Source organism: Oceanobacillus sp. E9 (assembly GCF_001741975.1).
Lineage (GTDB): Bacteria > Bacillota > Bacilli > Bacillales > Amphibacillaceae > Oceanobacillus > Oceanobacillus kimchii.
In genome coordinates this window covers 558,667-579,518 of the sequence record NZ_LSNA01000005.1, presented here as the reverse complement: position 1 = coordinate 579,518, position 20,852 = coordinate 558,667, and the positions used below count along the sequence as shown (strand labels likewise).

Sequence of the window (20,852 nt, the reverse complement as noted above, 5' to 3'; positions counted from 1 at the left end):
AACTTCCTATTTTAGATTCATTGACTAGTATCTATTTTTTTACTATACAGCAATCGGTGCTTTAATACTCGGATGAGGATTATAATTTTCAATCACTAAATCATCTAAGTCCATTTCAAAAATAGATTCTTTGTCTTTATTGATTGTTAGTTGAGGGAAATCTCGGATTTCCCTTTCCAGTTGCGTTTTGACTTGTTCAACATGGTTAGAATATATATGTGCATCTCCAAAAGTATGTACGAAATCACCTACTTCTAATTCACACTCATGTGCAATTAAGTGAGTGAGCAAAGCATAACTAGCTATATTGAATGGTACCCCAAGAAATACGTCCGCACTTCTTTGGTAAAGCTGACAAGAAAGCTTTCCATTTGAAACATAAAATTGGAATAATGTATGACATGGAGGTAGTGCCATTGTTGGAATATCTTCAGGATTCCATGCTGAAACAATATGTCTCCTTGAATTAGGATTCGTTTTAATGGAATGAATCACATCTTTTAACTGATCTATTGTATCGTTCTGAGTTGTTTTCCAATTTCTCCATTGTTTCCCGTATACAGATCCTAAGTCTCCGTATTTGTTTGCAAAAGATTCATCTTCAAGAATACGAGTTTTAAAGAGCTCCATTTGTTCTTGATATTGTTTATTAAAATTCTCATCTTCTTGACTGCGTAAGCCAAAATTCGTCATATCAGGACCATGATAATCAGCACTATTTATCCATTTTTCAAAAGCCCATTCATTCCAAATATTATTATTGTGTTTTAATAAATAACGAATATTCGTATCACCTTTTATAAACCAAAGTAGTTCACTTGCAACTAAACGGAATGGAACACGTTTCGTCGTTAGAAGAGGAAATCCCTTATTTAAATCAAATCGAATTTGATGTCCGAATATAGAATGTGTCCCTGTATTGGTTCGATCTCCACGTTGTTCTCCAGTCTCAAATATTTGTCTACACAAATTTAAGTATGCTTGTTCACCTTGCATTGTAATCTCTCCTAACAATATTGGAAATATAGATTATTACTTCTTAAATGATTTAATTATAACAGAAACTAGTCCTCTTTTGTTACATAAACGTAAAACATAAGCTCTTAGATTTGGACATAAAACTAGAGTAAAGCTAGGTTTTTCAAAGGAGGTTCTCAAATTTGAATACCACTTTAGAACAAATAATAAAAAATTCTATTGTATATACATATGTTGCTAGTCAACCATTTGTTGCGATGACTGGATTACCAGCCGATACAGAAATATCTGAACAAGTCGTACAAAGCGGTGATCATATTGAAACATCGAATGCATTAATAAAAAAAGAAGATATTTGGTTTGGTGAAAATTGGAACACGGAACAATATAGTATTACTCTAGATCAAATAGCTTATCAAATAGATGATGAAGGATTTAATGATGCACTTAGTATTACTGAATTAGAAGAAATGAAAAAAGCAGATTCTCTTTCTATAATTGAAGATAAAATAAACTCTATTCAACCAGGAATGAAGTCAGGTGAAATAAAAGAAGTCCAAAAGGCGTTAGTTACTCTGGATTATTATTCAGGTGAAATAGATGGTATTTATGGCCCTTTAACCCATGATGCTCTAGTTAGCGTAGAGAAAGATTATGACTTATCATTAGTAAGTACACAACAAGAGGAAAGGATTCAAGAAATCTATTTTGCTTTGGAGTCATCAACTATAGAAGAAGATTCCCAAAGTTCAAATGTAGAAACAATTGAGAGTGATGAATCATCCAATACTGAAAATAATAATGAGTCAGCCGAAGAGAAGAGTCAGGATCCCTACTACTCGAAACAACTCGAAGTAAGTGGAAATAAACAGCCTGTTATTAAAGCTGCTAAATCTTTAGTCGGGACCCCTTATGTTTATGGTGGTGACGGGCCTGGAGGTTTTGATTGTAGTGGTTTCATTCAATATGTCTATGAAAGTAATGATATCGTAATCCCTAGAACGGTTAGCGAGATATGGAATTTTAGTTCTCCTGTTGACAGTCCTTCAATTGGTGATATCGTATTTTTTTCAACCACACACTCAGGACCATCTCATGCAGGTATTTATATTGGCGATGGAAAATTTATTCATGCAGGTTCATCTAGTGGCGTAGTTATTACCGAGTTATCCAATCCATACTGGGAAGAGAGGTATATTGGTGCAAAACGTATCTAAAGGTAAAAGGTTACTCCCCTTCCCATTCTTTGTAGAATTGATTTAGGAAGTTTTCGATGTATTGATGACGCTCTGCTGCTATCATTCTACCTGTATTTGTATGCATCGAATCTTGTAATAACAGTAATTTCTCGTAAAAATGGTGAATGGTAGAACCAGTTGATTTTGTTGGTTCATAAATAGTACGCTGCTTCGAACCTCCATATGCAAATGCTCTAGCTATGCCAATTGCGCCGAGTGCGTCTAATCGATCAGCATCTTGAACTATTTTTCCTTCTATAGTAGTTGGTATAACGCCTTTAGAATATGAAGTAGTATCGATAATCATCATTATAGCTTCAATTTGAGAATGTTGTAATCCTAATTGTTTAAGGAACTGTAAAAGCTCATTTAATTCTTTTTTTGGATTAGTGGTTAATTTATGATCAGCTATATCATGAAGCCATGCAGCTGCCATGGTTATAAATAGATTGGCATCCTCTTCTATAGCGATTTTATTCGCATTTTTCACTACTCGTTCTAAATGAAAATAATCATGACCAGTAGTCTCATTTGAAAATTTCTGTTTTACATATTCGCTAATTTTATCTAATTGATTATCTTTTGAATGCATTATTTCCTCCAAGATTAATAGAATATAAAATTACTTTATCATTCGTATTACTATTTGTAAATTTTAGTTAATTCATCTAAAATTAAACCCATTTCCTTGACTGATTTGTTTGAATAGGCTAATATTAGTAACAAGCAAAGAAGATGTACGGAATCATTAATTACCTAGGGCAACTTCTATAGAAGTGGATGATTTATGATCCGTACTTCTATAGAAGCTGCCCTTTTTTAATATTTCGTTGGTCAACTTTGTAATAACACGCGTTTTACGTGGAAGTATTAGGAGGAAATTTACATGGAAAACGGAGTAGTAAAATGGTTCAATGCTGAGAAAGGTTACGGATTTATCCAACTTGAAGAAGGTAATGATGTATTCGTACACTATTCAGCAATTCAAGAAGAAGGCTTTAAGTCTTTAGAAGAAGGACAAGAAGTTTCCTTTGAAATTGTTGAAGGTGAACGTGGTCCACAAGCAGCAAACGTTGTTAAAAAATAATTTCTTATATATATAGCGGAAGCTTAAAATTAAGCTTCCGCTTTTTTTGTGGGTAATTATAGTTTTTATCCCCTTCTCTCTTCTCATCATTTTGTCAATCAAATCCCCTGTTTGTTCATCAATCGTTCATATACTTTTTTAACCAAAAAGTTAGTAAAACCAATACTTCGCCTTATTTGTGCATTATTGAACAAAGTGTGAATAGTCTGTGATGTGTACGAATAGGACCTTTGTATTGTGTATGATAAAACTATAGATTCAAAAGAGGTGATGATGATGAAAAATCTTTTCCATAAAGAAAACAACGAAACAGAGCCAAACCTTAAAGGAACATTTGCTTCCGTTCTAATTTTAGGTGGGCTGATCGTTATTTGCTGGGTATCTGTGTTTGCAATCTTTATGACTAGATAAGAAGAAAGGATGAGAAAAGTGCGCCTGCATAAGTTAGAAAAATGGTGGTTAATTCTTGGAGTTAGTGCATTAATTATGTTTTTAGTTGTATTAGGATTTGGAGCTTTTTATATGGGTACACATCCACAAAGTCATGGACTAACGATTGATCCAAATAATATCGAAGCAAATGAAGCTTTTCAAAAAGAAAATCTTGGTTTAACCAAAGTGGATACCGATCATTATATTGTTAATGTTGTTGCAAGTGCTTTTAATTATGACCTTGGAGTAGATGAGGATGGAAATTCTGTAAATCATATTAAGATTCCTAAAGGGGCTTCTGTTTTATTTCAAGTAGTCACTACAGATGTAATACATGGATTTAATATTGCTGGTACGAATGTAAACATGATGGTAGAACCAGGTTACGTTAGCAGCATGGAAGTTCAAATGAATAAAGTTGGAGAATTTACCTTGTTATGTAATGAGTATTGCGGTGTTGGACATCATATGATGTTTACGACTGTGGAGGTGTATGAATAATGGCTCTTGCTAACTTACTAACATTTGAAGAAATATCAACTGATCCTATAAAGATTACCAAAAAAGATTCTAAGTTATACTTATCATTTATTTATGTAGCAATTATATCCCTATTTTTAGGTGGCCTAATGGGGCTATTACAAGTATTAGTACGAACAGGTGAATTTACACTTCCATTTGGAATTGGTTATTATCAAATTCTTACTTTCCATGGTGTTGTGCTTGCTTTAGTATTAACTACCTTTTTTATTATTGGATTTCAGTTTGCTTTAATGGGAAAAACAGTAGGCATTTCTGAAAAACAGCGTAAATCTGCTTGGCTAGCTTTTTGGGTAATGACTATTGGTACATCTTTGACTGCTGTTACAATTCTCATAGGTAAAGCAAATGTGCTCTATACATTTTACGCACCATTAAAAGCACATCCCCTCTTCTATATTGGTTTAGCTCTTGTTGTCGTGGGGACCTGGATTGCAGCAATCGTAAATTGGAGGCAGCTATTTGTATGGAAAAAACAAAACTCAAATCAAAATTCACCTCTCCTTGCTTTTATGGTTACAATCAATATGATTATGTGGGTTATTGCATCTTTAGGTGTGGCTGTCGCGGTATTAGTTCAATTTATTCCATGGTCATTAGGTTATGCAGAAACCATTAATGTCTTGTTAAGTAGAACGTTATTTTGGTACTTTGGTCATCCTTTAGTATACTTCTGGTTATTACCCGCTTATATGGCTTGGTATGCCATTATACCGAAGATTATTGGAGGTAAACTATTTAGTGATTCTTTAGCTAGGCTATCCTTTATTTTGTTTTTATTCTTTTCAATCCCAGTTGGTTTTCATCACCAATTAACAGAACCTGGTATAGACCCTACATGGAAGTTTATCCAAGTTGTATTAACATTTATGGTTATTATTCCTAGTTTAATGACAGCATTCTCGATGTTCGCTACATTTGAAATCACTGGCAGAAAAAAAGGATATCTTGGTTTATTTAGTTGGTTTAAAAATTTACCTTGGCATGATGTCCGCTTCTTTGCTCCATTTGTAGGTATGCTTGCATTTATCCCTGGTGGAATTGGCGGAATTATTAATGCCTCCCACCAAATGAACACATTAGTCCATAACACGATTTGGGTAACAGGACACTTTCATTTAACTGTAGCTACGACTGTTCTACTTACGTTTTTTGGGATAGCTTACTGGTTAATTCCTCATTTAACAGGTAGGAAATTAACAAGAAAAATTCATCGTTTAGGCATTTACCAAACCGTAGTTTGGGCAATAGGTATGACGATTATGTCTGGAGCTATGCATATCCAGGGTTTATTAGGCGGTCCGAGAAGATCTTCCTATTCAGAGTACGGTGGATCCGAGCAAGCAGTTGAATGGGGCGCATATCAAATGGCTCAAGCGGTTGGTGGTACTATACTTTTTATTGGAATCCTTCTTATGGTATATATTTTTATTCATCTTGCATTTATTGCACCAGAAGGAAAAGAAGAATTTCCGATAGCTGAAATAGAGGATTATGCACCAATTACACCAAAATGGATGGAGAATTGGAAATTATGGATAGGTATAACTATAGCATTAATTCTATTCGCTTATACCATACCTGTAATTGATATTATTCAAAACTCACCACCTGGTTCACCACCATTTGATGCTATAATCGGTAATTAATTTACAGAAAAAGTAATTGAATCAATTTCAATATTTATATATTTGGTATAAAATCCGAATGTTGTATTGTTTGATTTCCATTGCAGACGGCGCTTTCCGCAGGCACATCTTCAACTAACTAGGAAAAGAAGTCCCCCTTTTCCTAGTGGATTTTCAGCCCGTGCTCTTCCTGCAGCAGACGCTGTCTTCCATTACAATCAAAGCCAAGAATATCCTACAATCCAAATGTTAATAACAATACTATTACTAACATACGTTTTAAAAAAACTTAGCAATTATGAAACTGATTCAATTACAGTAGGATAAATCGCTAAGGGAATATACGATCTGCAAAGTATATTCCCTTAGCAATTCACCTTAACTTATGATAGTCACAGTTTTTTATTTAATAGGTTAATCGTTTAAACTTGTAAGTGCTTTTTCTTCAGCTGGAATTCGCATACTCATTAAAATGAGATGGAAGAATGGAAATATAATCGCTGTCCAATATGCCCCAAACATCATAGGGATAACAAATAATTCAATCCCAACAATTAGATAGTTTGGATGTTTAATATATTTATAAGGACCACGCTTCACCAATGTACTACCTGGTAAAATAATAATTTTGGTATTCCAGTACTTTCCTAAGGAGGTAATACTCCATACTCGAATAAATTGCGTAGTTATAAATAAACCAAACCATAATGGGAAAAGTGCTGGAATTGATGCGTTATTTAAACTTAATTCTGTTATGATACTTATAAAAAACAACCCATGAACCATGATAAACCACTTATGCTGCTGCGGCTCTATTTCAACTCCACCCTTTGCTAGCATCCATTGTTCATTTCTTTTTGCAATTATTAGTTCAATAAGTCGTTGCAGAATAATAAATAAAAACAATATACTTAAGAAGATTTTCATACGTTTTTCCACTCCGCAAATAATAATTCAGAACTAAATCCGGGGCCTAATGCACTTATTATACTCCGCTCCCCTTCTTCTATTCCTTTCTTCATCCATTCACGAATGACATAAAATACAGTAACAGATGACATATTTCCATGCTTTTTTAATACCTCATAGGAATAATGTAGTTTCTCCGAAGTGCATGGAACTACTTCTTCCATTGCCTCCATTACCTTTCTTCCACCAGGATGAGCAATAAAGGATTGTATATCTTCACTTGTATATTGAATAGTTTGGAGAAATTCAGCGATATGTTTCTTCCAAAAAGAATGTACTAATGCTGGGATGCTTTTTTTAAATATGACTTCAAAACCTGTATCTCTTACATTCCACCCCATAATATCTTCACTGTGTTTCTTTAATAAGGAACTCTGTTCATGTAATTGTAATTTTGTCCCTTTTAAATGATTACAGTATTGTGAATTTTCTCCCATGAGAAGCAATGCACTTGCTCCATCACCAAACAATGCGGTACCAACCATATTGCTTTTTTTACTATCTTGTTTTTGAAATGTCAGGCTGCATAACTCACAGCAAACGATTAAGGCAATCTTATCTGGATGAGCTTTTGACCAATCCATTGCATTACTTAATCCTATCGCTCCACCTGCGCAACCTAATCCCCATAAAGGCATACGCTGTATGTTCTCTCTAAATGGACGCTCATTAATACAACTTACATCTAATGAAGGCGTCGCAATTCCTGTACTGGAAACAAAAACAATCATATCAACCGCTTCATAAGGAATCGGTTGATGTAAAAAATCAGTATCTGATAAGCATGTATCTATTGCATCTAAACAATGCTTTATCGATTCTGTTTGATAAATATGATTTCTTTCTTCAAAGCTATGATCATCAAAAAACCAAGATGAGTCCACAACAAACTGCCTTTCCTCTACAGCTGCATGATCAAACACAGGAAGTAGTCGTTCAATTTGTTTTTCAGAATATGAAAATAGTTGCTTAACAATATGTTTCACATCCTGTTGAGGAATGCTGTGTGGTGGTACGCCTATTCCAACGGAACTTATGTATGTCATTATATTCACCTTGTTTCATAGGAATTTTTCTTCAAACAGTATTCCCATTACAAAATGATTCATACTAGACCTAAGAAAAACCTCCTTAAGGTCATGCCTCAAAAGGAAGAATTAAAAATTCTACTAAGAAGGACAACTACTATGCAGGAGGTTTCGGTTATTTATTCTTTTCTTCCAAAGTATTGGTAATAGTTGGTTTGAATAAAACCATTAAATAGTTTTCTTTTTTTTGTTGCTTTTTTTCCATATGCTTGTTCAAATTTATCAAATGCTGTAATGGTGTATACACTCCAAGAAGGTTGTTGATTCATTATTTCCCCGAGATCACGATACATTTTCTCTACTTCTGCTTTGTCACTAAGCCGTTGTCCATATGGAGGATTTGTAATAATGTAACCATTTGGCTTTTTTATGGACATATCCTTCACTTGCATTTGTTTCCAAGTAATTAATTCTCCTAGTCCAGCTTCTAATGCATTAGCTTTAGATGTTTCAATCATACGATGGTCGATATCACTTCCAACAATATTTAAAGGTTGATCATACTTAGCATAATCTTCTGCTTCCTGAAAGGCTTGATCCCAATGTCTTTGACGAATCCATCCCCAATCTTCAGCAGCAAATTCACGATTAAAACCTGGTGCGATATTCTGTCCAATTAAAGCAGCTTCTATTAATAATGTACCTGATCCACAAAATGGATCAATTAACGGAAATTCTGGCTTCCAATTGGTTAGTTGAACAAGAGCAGCAGCCAATGTTTCTTTTAATGGAGCTTCCCCTTGTCCTACTCGATAACCTCTTTTATGTAAACCAGTTCCGGATGTATCTATTGTTAGTGTTACTTTATCTTTCAGAATGGATACTTCAGTCTTAAATAAGGCTCCGGTCTCCGTTAATTTATTTATGAGACCATACTTACGTTTTAAACGCTCCACAATTGCTTTTTTTACTATAGCTTGACAATCTGGAACGCTATATAGTTTTGATTTTACTGATTTCCCAGAAACAGGAACTTGTCCATCTTCTGAAATATAATTTTCCCAAGGTAACGCTTTTGTATTTTCAAACAGTTCATCAAAAGAATAGGCTTCAAATTCTCCTACAATTATTTTCACCCGATCAGCTGAACGGAGCCATAAATTACAACGAGGAATCGCTTGAATAGGAGCGTCAAAGAGCACTTTTCCATTCTCAACTTGCACATCATAACCTAAATTTCTAACTTCATCTGCAACAATTGATTCTAAACCCATTGCAGTTGTTGCCAATAATCTAACTTGTTTCATACGGGATAATTCCTTTCCGTTCAAAAGTAGTATAAGTGTAACATATTTTCATTTGAGCAACCAAGATAACCTAAATTCATATAAAAAACCCTTGTACAAACAACTTTCATACAAGGGTAGTTTTATTATATATATTACGTGACCATTAAATGCTCGATAAGCCATGTTCTGTACCATTGTACTACAATCGGTGGTCAACCTTGTACGCCGGTTGTAATCATCTATCTACAGACGATAATCTGTCCCTTTTTCGGTTCTATTTCCCTACTAAAGGATGCCCCTACCATTAATTTGGGTTGCTCACTCGTGGGGTTTACCGCGTTCCACCTAGAATGTTTCCAATCTAGCTACGTCACTGTGGCACTTTCAAGAATGAATCCATATTATCAATAGATAACTTAGGGTATCATATCTGCCGTTAGCATTATAGCTACCTTGACTTATGACTTCGTCAAGCACGAACACTACGAGCATCGCAGCTCGTGTGAGCATGGACTTTCCTCTACATCCAAAATGATGCAGCGATTACATGAGCAATTAATTGACTTGTAATATCTTATCATGGCTCTTTCAATAAATCAATATAAAATTATTTCCATTTAGGATTCTTCCTGCTCCGTATAACGCTTGCCAAACACAGCTTTTTCCAAATTAGAAAGACGCTTTAACACATCATAATTGACTTGGGAAGTTGGTGGTTGTTGCGATCTTGTACGAGATTGCTCTACAGCAGGTGTATTCTGTTTCAGTTTTTCGTTTTCTGCTTTTAATCGGTCAATCTCTTGTTTGAAATTATCATAATCTTGAATGATGATATCTAAAAATTCGTCTACTTCTTCTTGTGAATATCCTCTGATACCGGTTTTGAAGTCCTTTTCTAAAATATCTTTTCCACTTAATTGAATACGATTAACACTCATATAATCACCTCTTAAATCATTACAAACAATTTTTAATTGATAGCTTTCCTTGTCATTATATTTACTGAATATCTACTGAATTAGAACTTTTACTTATTATTATAACACAAAAAAAGAAACTGTTTGCCAGTCTCCTTCTTAAAATTAAAAATTCTCCATAGGAATAACAGAGGAATCCCTATTGATTATTCTCTAAATCATCTGGTTGAAAAGAAAAAGGTAATAATTCATCTGTTGTCAACGTTTTTACTTCTTTATTTAAATTCGTTAAATGGATCTTCATTGACGAAGTAAAAAATTCACTCATTACTTGTCGACAAGAACCACAAGGAGGAACAGGCCTATTTGTATTGGCCGCTACAGCCATTTCTTCAAATTGCGTCTCTCCTTCAGAAATCGCTTTAAATATAGCCACTCGTTCTGCACAACATGTAACAGGATATGCTGCATTTTCAATATTACAACCTGTATAAAGCTTGCCTGATTTTGTTAACAATGCTGCTCCCACTGGAAAAGCCGAATACGGTACATACGCACTATCCATCGCCTCCAGAGCAGCGTCTAATAATTGATTCTTGTTCATCCACTTCATCCTTTATTAGTAGTGTTCGTTATTATAGATTATTTTGAGAAAACTGTAAAGGTCTTTTACTGTTCCAAATCGTCTAATAATAGGTCAAACACATATAATATCGAACGATATAACTCCATATAGCGCTTCTTTCTTGTATCCATATAGTAACTATGCATTAAAAGAAGTTCCATATTTTCTCTTGTCGAAACAACTTGGTTGGGATGAACATTCGCTTTTCTTTCCTTTACCAATATAAGAGCTTTCTCTTCCCATTGAGCAATTAATTGATAAACTGGAGTGGTCTCCTCCTTTACCATTTGGAAGTAATCTCTATCTTTTCTGTCTTCCGGGGGTTCAGAAGTCTGATATTTATATTTTAGTTTTTCCAGATCTTTTTTTAATTGTATGGTTATTTCTTTTACATTCATGATATATCCCCTTACCTTGTTATCTAATCATACTCTATCATGAATGAAGAATAATCTCATCCCTTATCGTTGCTACAAATGTTTTCAATAAATGCTTTTGTATGTTCAATTTGAGTGATTTCAGATTGAAATTGTAACCATACTTCCCTATCCACCTGGACTTTTAATTTGTGATGCATATACGATAATTGTGCTTGAAGTTCGTTCATCTTTGCCTCGGTTTCCTGTTTACTGTATCCTCTATTGGACATGGAATTTATTTTCTTCATAGCATGCATTATCTCAACACCTCTCCTTTATTATAAATATTAATTCTTTATTCTTGGCTCTTCTCCCTTCTCTATCGACAAAACTAGAAGTATTGATACAAAACTAGTGATTAAACTCATCAAATGACCAAGATTAGACAAACTAATATAAAAGGAGGTGTCTTTCATTGCGTAAATCTAAAAAAGAACAAAAAACCGACAAACATTTAAAAAAAGCACCACAAACTGGTGATAAAAAATTAGATGGACCGAATCGTCCGTCTACTTAATTAAAAAGATGAGAAGTATTGCTTAAAAACCGCATATTAGTTGTATAAGCTTAAGAAATATACGTGAATGACTTGTCGCCCAATGATAAGCAGCGTATATTTCTTAAGCATGCTTTTAATTACTTCATGGTGATGACCTATTTTTATTACGCACTAATTTCTTATATATGAAGTTTTCCATAGAGGTATAATAATTTCCGTTTAAAGTTAAACTGGTTTTCAATAGGTGAATATTGGGAATCTGGTAAAGGAGTTAACCATTTTTTGTGTACACCCTTCCTTTTTGACCAGTCTTTTCGAATACTATCTTGATGCTGAACAATTGGATAAAGCTGTCGATATGGTAAACTAACTTCACTTGTAAATTTTCTTTTGCGAAACCTTTCATATTCAAATCGAGATCCGGTTGGTTCAATCGTTCTAATAAAGTCTAAAGTATTTCTGTAAATTATTGGATCACTTAAAATCGTCGCAATTTGTCTACCTGTTTTAATTCGCCGATTTAAGGAGGTAAAATGATGAATGAATACCCCATAAGATGGTTGGTGCATCGCAGGAATCAATACGGCGTTCATCCATAAAACATTGATTATGTGATAAGGCAGGCGATGAAAAACTTCTTTCTTATATTTTGATTTTGTTATTAATGGATGTTCGATAACATTCTGTTCATTAATAATAAGAGCGAGCATTAATCTTTCTTTATCGTTTGTTTTCCAAAAATAATGCCACTCTCTAATCATAAACCTTGAAACTTGAAAATGTACTAATAAAGGAAATAAAGGCGTTTGAAACTCTTTCGATAATTCATATACTAGTAATTGAGGATATGCATCAGAGAATATTGTCCAATTTGCACGTTCATAAGTTTGAAATAAATACTCTCTTTCCTCTTTACCTAGCATTTTCTTATATGTTGATAAAGTTAGATCGGTCATATTATATCCTGCATTTCGAGATACAACAGTAGCGATTAGAGTCCATAGTATTTCTGGGTGTTTTTCGTAGTAGGACTGATAAGCTTTCGTTCTAGAAATGTTGTCTAGATTATGTGCTGCTGTTGAATTTGTTATATAATGGATGAGGAAAGAATGTTGTAGTTTGCTCATCAATTACCACATACTTTCTAAAAGAGTTATGAATTATCTTTTGCTTCTTTTCTTAATATCATGCAAAAGAAGCGAGGAGGGATTTTATTGAATTATCCGAACGGTCAACAAAGATTGGCAATCAACAATGTTGTTCGAAAAAAGGATAATCGTATGTTTAGCAATAGAGGAATGTCCTTAGAGGATGATATTAATGTAACAAATGAATTTTACTTGGAAACGAACCAAGCAGTTATACACAAAAAACCAACACCCGTTCAGATTGTTAATGTACATTATCCGAAAAGAAGCGCAGCAGTAATTACAGAAGCTTATTTTAAACAAGCCTCTACTACTGATTATAATGGTGTTTATAAGGGTAAACATATTGACTTTGAAGCAAAAGAAACAAAGAATAAAACATCATTTCCATTAGCTAATATACATGAACATCAAATCAATCATATGCAAAAAGTTATTGATCAACAGGGTATTTGTTTTATGTTAATACGATTTACAGCTCATGATGAGACATACTTATTGGATGCTAGAGCACTTTTAACATTTTGGAATCTAAAGCAAAGTGGCGGAAAAAAATCAATTCCTTATGATATGATTAAAAATCAAAGTCAGCTTATTCCATTCCATTATCAGAAAAGAGTAGATTATTTAACTGCTGTAGATAAGCTTTATTTTTAATTACGGAGGTAGAAACTAATGGCAGAGAATAAAGGCCAAAGTAGAACAGCAAGAAGACAACAACAGAAGAAATCAAAGAAATCAAGAAAATCAAATAAGCCAACTTGGAAAAAGGTATTAAAAATATTTTTATTCATTATGTTAGCAATGTTTGTAATTGGTATGGGGGTTGGTGCATATTGGATTGCTACAGCTCCGGACATTGACGAAGAAAAACTTACCGTTCCATTCTCTTCTACTTTACTAGATAAGAATGGTGAACAATTTGCAGAATTAAGTGCAGAAGAACGTAGAACACAAGTATCTTATGAAGATCTTCCAGATGTGCTAATTGATGCAGTAACAGCTACGGAAGATGCAAGATTTTTTGATCATGCTGGTGTCGATCCACGAAGGGTTGGCGGTGCAATACTAGCCAACGTTACCGATGGGTTCGGTTCTCAAGGTGCAAGTACGATCACTCAACAGGTTGTTGAACGAGCATTCTTAACACCTGAAAAGAAAGTAAGTATAAAAGTACAAGAAATGTGGTTAGCTCTTAAGTTAGAGCGCGAATATACAAAAGAAGAAATTATGGAAATGTACTTAAATAGTATATTCTATGGCTCACAAGCTTATGGTGTTGCGAACGCAGCGGAAACATACTTTGGTAAAACGGATCTTAACGATTTAACATTACCTGAAGCTGCAATACTAGCAGGATTACCACAACGCCCGTCAGCTTATAATCCGTTCGAAAATCCGGAACTAACTGAAGAGCGAATGAATACCGTACTTACTCTAATGGTTCGTCACGGAAAAATTACCGAGGAGGAAGCTGAAGAAGCAAGACAAGTGGAAGTTACTTCCCTATTAAATGAATCAAAACCAGATCCGACGCCTTATGAGGCATTTATTCAACAAGTAAGAAAAGAAGTAGAAGAAAAAGTAGAAGACGCAAATATTGATACCGATGGGTTAACAATTCATACAACAATTGATCCAGATGCTCAAGAGCATGTTGAATCTCTCTTAGCGAATGATGGAAATTCGATTAATTATCCAGAAGATACACAAGGCGCTATCGTAGTGCTTGATACACAATCTGGTGCAATTGAAGCAATTGGTGGAAGAGTGGATACTGGTGATGTTAGTGGCTTTAACTATGCAACTCAAGGGAAAATGCAAATTGGTTCTGTAGCTAAACCACTTCTAGCTTATGGACCGGCGATTGAATATAATCAAATGTCTACTTACCATCAAATTAATGATGACGGACCCTTTGAAATAGCTGGCTCTACTCCTATTCAAAACTATGGTCAATATCATGGTTGGGTATCAGCAAGGTATGCAGTACAAATGTCTCTAAATGTTCCAGCTGCTAAAACAATCGAATCTGTTGGATATGAAAATGCGCAAAACTTTGCGGAGAATTTAGGTCAGACCTTTGAAAACAATTTAGATGTAAGAGATGTAATCGGAGGAACAGGAAATAGTTCTAATCCAATGAAGATGGCTGGTGCGTACCGCGCATTTGGTAATGAAGGAATTTACAATGAACCTTATGCAGTAACGAAAGTAGAGTTTCCGGATGGTCGTACCATCGATTTGACACCTGAAGCTGAACCGGTCATGGAAGATTCCACAGCATATATGGTTACTGATATGATGCGTTCGGTAGTAGAAGATGGAACTGGGTCTTCTGTTCAAATCCCTGGACTTGATATAGCTGGTAAAACAGGAACAACCACATTAGATGGCGCTGATGGAAGTCCAGATGCCTGGTTTGTTGGTTATACTACAGACTACACGATTGCTGCTTGGACGGGAGGTCAACGTGTAAATGAAGACGGAGGCGTAAGCCGAGTAGCCTTAACAGACACGAGTTTATCTCGAGAAATGTTCCGCCAAACGATGGCACATATCTCAGAAGGTAACGATACTGCCAACTTTGAGAAACCAGATTCCGTTGTCGAAGTAAAAGTGGAAAAAGGTTCTAATCCCCCTGCTCTTGCTAGTGATTATACACCTAGTGAGCAGACGCTAACGGAATTATTTGTAAAAGGAACAGAACCAACAAGTGTATCAGAGAAATTTGATCAATTGGATGCGGTAAGTGGGTTAAATGCTACTTACAACGAAGATTCAAACACGATTGATGTAACTTGGGATTATGATTCTGATGAGGATGTTAGCTTCGATGTTCGTGCAAGTGTAGATGGTGGAGATATGCAAAACCTTTCCTCTACTGAGGATACATCAATGGAAATCTCTGAAGTTGAAGCTGGTGCTGAGTACGTTATTGAAGTAACAGCATCTAAAGATAATATGACAAGTGAACCGGCTACAACTTCCCTTACGGTTCCCGGTGATGATGAAGAAGAAATTGATGAACTCCCATCAGTTAGTGGATTATCTGCTCAATATGTAGGAGATGGAGTGATCGATGTAAGTTGGAGCTATGATGGACCATCAGCATCATTTGAAGTGAGTGTAAATGGTCAGACACAAACTGTTCAATCTCAAGGATTAGAAGTAACGGGTGCGAGTCCTGGAGAGTATACCATTGAAGTGACACCAGTTAGTACCGAAGATAGTGGAATAACTGGACCTCCTCAATCTACTTCCGCTACTGTACCAGATGAATCTGGAGGTAATGAAGGAGATAATGGAAGTGACGAAGGTAATGGTAATGATGAAGGTAATGGTAATGATGAGGGAAATGAAGATGAAGGTAACCCTGATCAAGGTGAAGGAAATCGTGAGGACGAAGATGGTGAACCTGATGATGAAGACCCGGGAGATCAAAATTAAATAATATAAAAAAGACGCAGCATTAATATTCGCTGCGTCTTTTTATATTATTAATCATTCTCATGCTAGTTTCTTCATTCTTTTCTTTCCTTCTCTACATAATTCAAGAAGCGGGCATTCTGGGCATTGCGGATTCCTTGCTTTGCAATGATATCTGCCAAAAAATATCATTCGATGATGTGTCACGCTCCATTCATCTCGTGGAACTTTTCTCATTAAAGTATTTTCTACTTCAAGAACGCTATCTTTCCATTTACATATACCAAGGCGTTTGGATACACGCTCTACATGTGTATCTACTGCTATAGATGGCTCATTAAATGCAATCGATGCAACGACATTTGCTGTCTTTCTACCAACGCCTGCTAATTTAACAAGATCCTCTTTTGATGAAGGAACTTCTCCATTATATTCATCTAATAACATTTGACAAAGCTTTTGAATATTTTTTGCTTTAGAACGATATAGTCCAATGGAACGAATATCATTCTCTAACTCACTTAATTCTACAGATAAATAATCTTCCGGTGTTTTATATTTTTGGAAAAGATCCGCAGTTACTTTATTAACTAGTTTATCCGTACATTGAGCAGACAAAAGAACAGCAATTACAAGTTCAAATGGGTTAGAATGTTCCAGTTCACCTTTAGCATCAGGGAACATCTCCGCCATAACATCTAGACATTGTCGTATTTGTTTTTGATTTAGCACAGCTTATTCCCCCTCTAGCCAATTATAATAAAACGATGTATCTCTTTTTTGATTGGGTGTTGACGATTGTTGATTTTGGTGAAATGGTTGACTTGCTTTTCGTGCATCCTGTACAGAATGAATCCCTTTTCTCTTCCACTCTCTTAAGATCCGGTCTATATATTTAAAATTAAGTTTCCCCATTAATACGGATTCTCTTAATCCAGCTTTAATTAATGATGGTTCTATATCATCATCATCTATCCAAGTGTTAATAGTCTCAATTTCAAATGGAGATAACGGTCTACCAAATTCTTGTTCAAAAAGAATAAAAATAGTACCAATCGGATCTTCTGATTCACTATTTTCTTGCTTTGTTGTGTATAACTTTTCCCATAAGGGTTCTAGAGAATAAGATTCGCTATAAGGTTCGACTTGTTCATTTTTCTCTATCGTTAATAAACCTTGTTGAAGTAATTTACGTAAAATTTGAGCACATTGTTTTTCATCAAAACTAACGAAATGTGCCAATTCTGACGGGGTTGGAAAATCATTATTTTTTTCTGAAAATCGTAGTAATTGTAAAATCAACATTACTTCTGCTTCGTGAAGACCTAATAGATGATAGTCGGTAAGAAGTTTCGCAGGAATACTAAGTTGATTTTTTACAATCTCATGTAATTGTAAATTTCTCTTTTTCATTAGTAAGCACCTCAATAATAGTATAGCATGTACACATAGTTTAGAAAGAAAAATCCCTCGCGAAAAATGCAAGGGATCGGTTCCTTTATATTAAGGATATAGACGATTTAGTAGACGTGGGAATGGGATTGTTTCACGAACATGTTCCACTCCAGATAACCATGCTACTGTACGCTCTAATCCTAATCCAAATCCAGAGTGTGGTACACTTCCATACTTACGTAGTTCTAAGTACCACTGATAAGCGGGTCCAGTTAATCCATGTTCTTCGTAACGCTGTTCCATTAGTTCTAAATCATCAATTCGTTGAGAACCACCTATAATTTCACCGTAACCTTCTGGGGCAATTAGATCAGCACATAAAACAACATCTGATCGATTAGGATCTGGTTTCATATAAAAAGCTTTGATATCTTTCGGGTAATTAGTTATAAATACTGGCATATCATAGCTTTCCGCAATTGCAGTTTCATGCGGTGCGCCAAAGTCCTCTCCCCATTCAATATCATCAAAGCCTTTTTCTTTTAACATATCAATTGCTTCATCATATGAAATTCTAGGAAATGGAGCTTTTATCTTCTCTAATTTAGATAGATCTCTTTCAAGAACAGATAGCTCCAATTTGCAATTTGTTAATACAGATTGAACAATATGGCTAACATAGTTTTCTTGTATTTTTAAGCTATCTTCATGTTCAACAAATGCCATCTCAGGTTCAATCATCCAAAATTCGATAAGATGTCTTCTAGTTTTTGATTTTTCTGCTCGGAAAGTTGGTCCGAATGAAAATACTTTTCCTAACGCCATTGCAGCTGCTTCCATGTACAGTTGCCCACTTTGTGAAAGGTATGCTTCTTCATCAAAGTACTTTGTATGAAATAACTCTGTAGTTCCCTCTGCAGAAGATCCAGTAAGAATCGGTGGATCTACTTTTACAAATCCTTCTTCATTAAAATACTCATACGTAGAACGAATAATTTCATTTCTAATTTTCATTACAGCATGTTGTTTTTTGGAACGTAGCCATAGGTGGCGATGATCCATTAAAAATTCCGTTCCATGTTCTTTAGGCGTGATTGGATAGTCATTAGCTTCATGAATCAATTCAACATTAGAAACTTGCATTTCATATCCAAAGTCAGATCGTGTATCTTCAACAATCTTACCAGTCACGTAAAGAGATGATTCTTGTGTAATGTTTTTTGATGTTGAAAATACATCTTCAGGTACATCACTTTTTACTACCACTCCTTGCATAAATCCTGTTCCATCACGTAATTGTAAAAAAGCAATTTTTCCGCTAGATCGTTTGTTAGATAACCATGCACCAATGGTTACCTCTTTTTCTACATATTGTGGTGCCTGTGCTATTGTAATTTTCATGGTAAGTCCTCCGTTATTTATGATTTAGAACGAATCGATGAATTCGATTAGCTGCTTCTGTAAGTTCTTCAATAGATAATGCATAGGATAAACGTACATTATCTGGTGATCCAAATCCAGAACCCGGTACTAATGCAACTTTTTCTTCTTCTAAGAGTGCAGCTACCCATTCATCTACAGTTGCAAAACCATTCATTTCAGCTGCTTTTTTTGCATTAGGAAACAGATAAAATGCGCCTTCTGGTTTGATGCATTCCATTCCAGGAATATCTTGGATTAATTTATAAAAAGCATCTAATCGTTCAGCGAATATTTTCTTATATTCTAACGATATATTACCTGGATCTTTCGTATAAGCCGCTAATGCTCCATATTGTGCAATCGATGTAGGATTTGATGTTGAATGGGAAGCAAGATTGGTCATTGCTTTGATAATTGTTTCATTACCTGCAGCATATCCAATTCTCCAACCAGTCATTGCATGTGATTTAGAAACACCATTTATAATAATGGTTTGATTATATAATTCATCAGATATAGAAGCTATAGATACATGTTCTTTTGATGTATAAATCAACTTCTCATAAATTTCGTCTGAAACAATAATGATATTATGTTTAAGGCATACTTCACCGAGCGCTTCTAATTCTCCTTTTGAATACATTAATCCCGTTGGGTTAGATGGTGAATTAATAATTACTGCTTTGGTTTTTGAAGTAATAGCCTCTTCTAATTGCTTTGGTGTTATTTTAAAATCATTGTTCTCATCAGCAGGTAAAATTACTGGGTTTCCCTCAGCGAGTTTTACTTGTTCAGGATAACTAACCCAATATGGTGATGGTATAATCACTTCGTCTTCCTTATTTAAAATCACTTGAAAAAGTGTATATAAAGCATGTTTTGCCCCATTGGTTACGATAATTTGCTTATCATTATAAGTAAGGCCGTTATCTTGTTGAAACTTGTCAATGATTGCTAGTTTTAACTCTGCAATACCCCCAGCAGGAGTATACTTTGTTAGACCATTGTTCATTGCTTGCTGAGCACCATCTATAATATATGCTGGTGTATTAAAATCTGGCTCACCTGCTCCTAAGCCAATTACATCAAATCCTTGTTTTTTTAAATCTTTTGCTTTAGCAGTTATCGCTAATGTAGATGATGGTGTTAATGTTTGAACTCTTTGTGCTAATTCCATATTTTTTTCTCCTCTCACTAATAAAACATCTTCGGATATTTAAATTGTTCCTGTAAAGATCCATCTGTAATGGAATGATAATTCATCACATAATTATTTTCATTATCATGATATGTAATTTCCCAGTAAGCTTCTCCCTCCACTAATGCAGGAGTTACATTTACTAATTTACAAGAACCACATGAAGACTGCCAGGTCTCAATTAATGTATTTTTAGATAGCATATCTTCCATATCAAAAACGGTTAATTGTCGTTGCTCACCTTCTAATGGATAAAAGACCAGTTTATCTTCACCTGCATCATTCATTGCTTCTAAAACATGATAACTGTTCGTTCCATGAAAAGATTCAATGGAATGGATATCCACATAAGAAGTTTGTTCTAATAGCTGTGTTTTTGTTGTATCCATTTCTGATGTTCTACTATCATTAATGACTTGATATAAATATATACAATAGGCAAGTAATGAAATTAGAATAATACCTATACCAACAAGCGAATATATAAACCATTTACGTTTTGTATTCGTCATAAATTTCCATCCGATCCCATTCTAATTGAAGTATTTTTAAAATATACTAAGAGTATATTTCTTTTTTTTACTATACATAGCAAAAAATCATCTGTAAAT

Annotated in this window: 22 protein-coding genes and 1 other RNA gene; 7 read left to right on the top strand and 16 right to left on the bottom strand. The window is 34.7% G+C overall.

The window, feature by feature from the left end; genetic code table 11:
• Nucleotides 1-42 precede the first annotated feature (42 nt).
• Nucleotides 43-996: a thymidylate synthase gene (locus AQ616_RS06600; RefSeq protein ID WP_017796858.1), complete on the bottom strand. Its 954-nt coding sequence runs from the start codon at nt 994-996 to the stop codon at nt 43-45.
• 164 nt (nt 997-1,160) lie between these two features.
• Between AQ616_RS06600 and AQ616_RS06595 the strand changes: the two genes are divergently transcribed.
• Entirely contained in the window at nt 1,161-2,195 is a 1,035-nt protein-coding gene (locus AQ616_RS06595) for a C40 family peptidase (RefSeq protein WP_069685317.1), read from the top strand.
• A 10-nt stretch (nt 2,196-2,205) separates the two neighbouring features.
• Here the strand turns inward: AQ616_RS06595 and AQ616_RS06590 are convergent, their stop codons facing one another.
• The gene (locus tag AQ616_RS06590) at nt 2,206-2,808 is read right to left on the bottom strand and encodes an HD domain-containing protein (RefSeq protein ID WP_017796860.1); all 603 of its coding nucleotides are present in this window, start codon (nt 2,806-2,808) and stop codon (nt 2,206-2,208) included.
• Between the two features lie 294 nt (nt 2,809-3,102).
• Between AQ616_RS06590 and AQ616_RS06585 the strand changes: the two genes are divergently transcribed.
• The 4 genes from AQ616_RS06585 (at nt 3,103) to AQ616_RS06575 (ending at nt 5,924) form a co-directional block, all read left to right on the top strand.
• The gene (locus AQ616_RS06585) at nt 3,103-3,303 is read left to right on the top strand and encodes a cold-shock protein (protein ID WP_011066143.1); all 201 of its coding nucleotides are present in this window, start codon (nt 3,103-3,105) and stop codon (nt 3,301-3,303) included.
• Nucleotides 3,304-3,579: 276 nt separating this feature from the next.
• Complete coding sequence (locus AQ616_RS19170; RefSeq protein WP_017796861.1) at nt 3,580-3,714, top strand: cytochrome c oxidase subunit 2A; 135 nt, start codon at nt 3,580-3,582, stop codon at nt 3,712-3,714.
• Between the two features lie 18 nt (nt 3,715-3,732).
• Nucleotides 3,733-4,236 carry a cytochrome c oxidase subunit II gene (locus tag AQ616_RS06580; protein WP_017796862.1) on the top strand — a complete coding sequence of 168 codons (504 nt, stop codon included), beginning with the start codon at nt 3,733-3,735 and terminating at the stop codon, nt 4,234-4,236.
• Complete coding sequence (locus tag AQ616_RS06575) at nt 4,236-5,924, top strand: b(o/a)3-type cytochrome-c oxidase subunit 1 (RefSeq protein ID WP_017796863.1); 1,689 nt, start codon at nt 4,236-4,238, stop codon at nt 5,922-5,924. Before AQ616_RS06580 ends, AQ616_RS06575 begins: the two co-directional genes overlap by 1 nt.
• A 393-nt stretch (nt 5,925-6,317) precedes the next feature.
• Here the strand turns inward: AQ616_RS06575 and AQ616_RS06570 are convergent, their stop codons facing one another.
• The 9 genes from AQ616_RS06570 to AQ616_RS06530 form a co-directional block, all read right to left on the bottom strand.
• Nucleotides 6,318-6,830, bottom strand: coding sequence for an isoprenylcysteine carboxyl methyltransferase family protein (locus AQ616_RS06570; protein WP_017796864.1), 513 nt, complete (start codon nt 6,828-6,830; stop codon nt 6,318-6,320).
• On the bottom strand, nt 6,827-7,918 hold the full coding sequence (locus AQ616_RS06565) for a type III polyketide synthase (protein ID WP_069685316.1): 1,092 nt from the start codon (nt 7,916-7,918) through the stop codon (nt 6,827-6,829). The genes AQ616_RS06570 and AQ616_RS06565 overlap by 4 nt, the downstream gene beginning before the upstream one ends.
• Nucleotides 7,919-8,079: 161 nt before the next feature.
• Nucleotides 8,080-9,207: a THUMP domain-containing class I SAM-dependent RNA methyltransferase gene (locus tag AQ616_RS06560; RefSeq protein ID WP_069685315.1), complete on the bottom strand. Its 1,128-nt coding sequence runs from the start codon at nt 9,205-9,207 to the stop codon at nt 8,080-8,082.
• A 152-nt stretch (nt 9,208-9,359) separates the two neighbouring features.
• An RNA gene (gene rnpB / locus AQ616_RS06555) (RNase P RNA component class B) lies at nt 9,360-9,744 on the bottom strand.
• A gap of 62 nt (nt 9,745-9,806) precedes the next feature.
• On the bottom strand, nt 9,807-10,127 hold the full coding sequence (gene gpsB / locus AQ616_RS06550; RefSeq protein ID WP_017796867.1) for a cell division regulator GpsB: 321 nt from the start codon (nt 10,125-10,127) through the stop codon (nt 9,807-9,809).
• A gap of 178 nt (nt 10,128-10,305) precedes the next feature.
• The gene (locus AQ616_RS06545; protein ID WP_017796868.1) at nt 10,306-10,710 is read right to left on the bottom strand and encodes a cytidine deaminase; all 405 of its coding nucleotides are present in this window, start codon (nt 10,708-10,710) and stop codon (nt 10,306-10,308) included.
• A gap of 65 nt (nt 10,711-10,775) precedes the next feature.
• Nucleotides 10,776-11,129 (bottom strand): YppE family protein, encoded by a 354-nt coding sequence (locus tag AQ616_RS06540; RefSeq protein ID WP_017796869.1) that lies wholly within the window; start codon nt 11,127-11,129, stop codon nt 10,776-10,778.
• Nucleotides 11,130-11,185: 56 nt separating this feature from the next.
• Nucleotides 11,186-11,398, bottom strand: a complete 213-nt coding sequence (locus tag AQ616_RS06535) for a hypothetical protein (protein WP_240490472.1) — start codon at nt 11,396-11,398, stop codon at nt 11,186-11,188.
• Between the two features lie 430 nt (nt 11,399-11,828).
• Nucleotides 11,829-12,776, bottom strand: coding sequence for a DUF2515 domain-containing protein (locus tag AQ616_RS06530; protein WP_017796872.1), 948 nt, complete (start codon nt 12,774-12,776; stop codon nt 11,829-11,831).
• A gap of 87 nt (nt 12,777-12,863) precedes the next feature.
• Between AQ616_RS06530 and recU the strand changes: the two genes are divergently transcribed.
• The gene (recU, locus tag AQ616_RS06525) at nt 12,864-13,454 is read left to right on the top strand and encodes a Holliday junction resolvase RecU (RefSeq protein WP_069685314.1); all 591 of its coding nucleotides are present in this window, start codon (nt 12,864-12,866) and stop codon (nt 13,452-13,454) included.
• Between the two features lie 18 nt (nt 13,455-13,472).
• Nucleotides 13,473-16,247, top strand: a complete 2,775-nt coding sequence (locus AQ616_RS06520) for a transglycosylase domain-containing protein (protein WP_069685313.1) — start codon at nt 13,473-13,475, stop codon at nt 16,245-16,247.
• A gap of 60 nt (nt 16,248-16,307) precedes the next feature.
• On the opposite strand, the gene nth is transcribed toward AQ616_RS06520, so the two are convergent.
• The 5 genes from nth to AQ616_RS06495 form a co-directional block, all read right to left on the bottom strand.
• Nucleotides 16,308-16,958, bottom strand: a complete 651-nt coding sequence (gene nth, locus AQ616_RS06515) for an endonuclease III (protein WP_017796875.1) — start codon at nt 16,956-16,958, stop codon at nt 16,308-16,310.
• 3 nt (nt 16,959-16,961) lie between these two features.
• The gene (locus AQ616_RS06510; protein WP_017796876.1) at nt 16,962-17,639 is read right to left on the bottom strand and encodes a DnaD domain-containing protein; all 678 of its coding nucleotides are present in this window, start codon (nt 17,637-17,639) and stop codon (nt 16,962-16,964) included.
• Between the two features lie 90 nt (nt 17,640-17,729).
• Entirely contained in the window at nt 17,730-19,022 is a 1,293-nt protein-coding gene (gene asnS / locus AQ616_RS06505; RefSeq protein WP_017796877.1) for an asparagine--tRNA ligase, read from the bottom strand.
• 13 nt (nt 19,023-19,035) lie between these two features.
• Nucleotides 19,036-20,220 carry a pyridoxal phosphate-dependent aminotransferase gene (locus tag AQ616_RS06500; RefSeq protein WP_017796878.1) on the bottom strand — a complete coding sequence of 395 codons (1,185 nt, stop codon included), beginning with the start codon at nt 20,218-20,220 and terminating at the stop codon, nt 19,036-19,038.
• A 17-nt stretch (nt 20,221-20,237) separates the two neighbouring features.
• Nucleotides 20,238-20,753, bottom strand: a complete 516-nt coding sequence (locus tag AQ616_RS06495; RefSeq protein WP_069685312.1) for a hypothetical protein — start codon at nt 20,751-20,753, stop codon at nt 20,238-20,240.
• Between the last annotated feature and the right edge of the window lie 99 nt (nt 20,754-20,852).

Bases quoted from the DNA above. Each gene is read 5' to 3' on its own strand.
- AQ616_RS06500 (WP_017796878.1), bottom strand. From the start codon at position 20,220: ATGGAATTAGCACAAAGAGTTCAAACATTAACACCATCATCTACATTA.
- AQ616_RS06590 (WP_017796860.1), bottom strand. From the start codon at position 2,808: ATGCATTCAAAAGATAATCAATTAGATAAAATTAGCGAATATGTAAAA.
- gpsB (WP_017796867.1), bottom strand. From the start codon at position 10,127: ATGAGTGTTAATCGTATTCAATTAAGTGGAAAAGATATTTTAGAAAAG.
- AQ616_RS06570 (WP_017796864.1), bottom strand. From the start codon at position 6,830: ATGAAAATCTTCTTAAGTATATTGTTTTTATTTATTATTCTGCAACGA.
- AQ616_RS06585 (WP_011066143.1), top strand. From the start codon at position 3,103: ATGGAAAACGGAGTAGTAAAATGGTTCAATGCTGAGAAAGGTTACGGA.
- AQ616_RS06575 (WP_017796863.1), top strand. From the start codon at position 4,236: ATGGCTCTTGCTAACTTACTAACATTTGAAGAAATATCAACTGATCCT.
- AQ616_RS06565 (WP_069685316.1), bottom strand. From the start codon at position 7,918: ATGACATACATAAGTTCCGTTGGAATAGGCGTACCACCACACAGCATT.
- AQ616_RS06600 (WP_017796858.1), bottom strand. From the start codon at position 996: ATGCAAGGTGAACAAGCATACTTAAATTTGTGTAGACAAATATTTGAG.
- AQ616_RS06540 (WP_017796869.1), bottom strand. From the start codon at position 11,129: ATGAATGTAAAAGAAATAACCATACAATTAAAAAAAGATCTGGAAAAA.
- AQ616_RS06530 (WP_017796872.1), bottom strand. From the start codon at position 12,776: ATGAGCAAACTACAACATTCTTTCCTCATCCATTATATAACAAATTCA.
- AQ616_RS19170 (WP_017796861.1), top strand. From the start codon at position 3,580: ATGAAAAATCTTTTCCATAAAGAAAACAACGAAACAGAGCCAAACCTT.
- AQ616_RS06560 (WP_069685315.1), bottom strand. From the start codon at position 9,207: ATGAAACAAGTTAGATTATTGGCAACAACTGCAATGGGTTTAGAATCA.
- AQ616_RS06520 (WP_069685313.1), top strand. From the start codon at position 13,473: ATGGCAGAGAATAAAGGCCAAAGTAGAACAGCAAGAAGACAACAACAG.
- AQ616_RS06535 (WP_240490472.1), bottom strand. From the start codon at position 11,398: ATGAAGAAAATAAATTCCATGTCCAATAGAGGATACAGTAAACAGGAA.
- AQ616_RS06495 (WP_069685312.1), bottom strand. From the start codon at position 20,753: ATGACGAATACAAAACGTAAATGGTTTATATATTCGCTTGTTGGTATA.
- AQ616_RS06545 (WP_017796868.1), bottom strand. From the start codon at position 10,710: ATGAACAAGAATCAATTATTAGACGCTGCTCTGGAGGCGATGGATAGT.
- asnS (WP_017796877.1), bottom strand. From the start codon at position 19,022: ATGAAAATTACAATAGCACAGGCACCACAATATGTAGAAAAAGAGGTA.
- AQ616_RS06510 (WP_017796876.1), bottom strand. From the start codon at position 17,639: ATGAAAAAGAGAAATTTACAATTACATGAGATTGTAAAAAATCAACTT.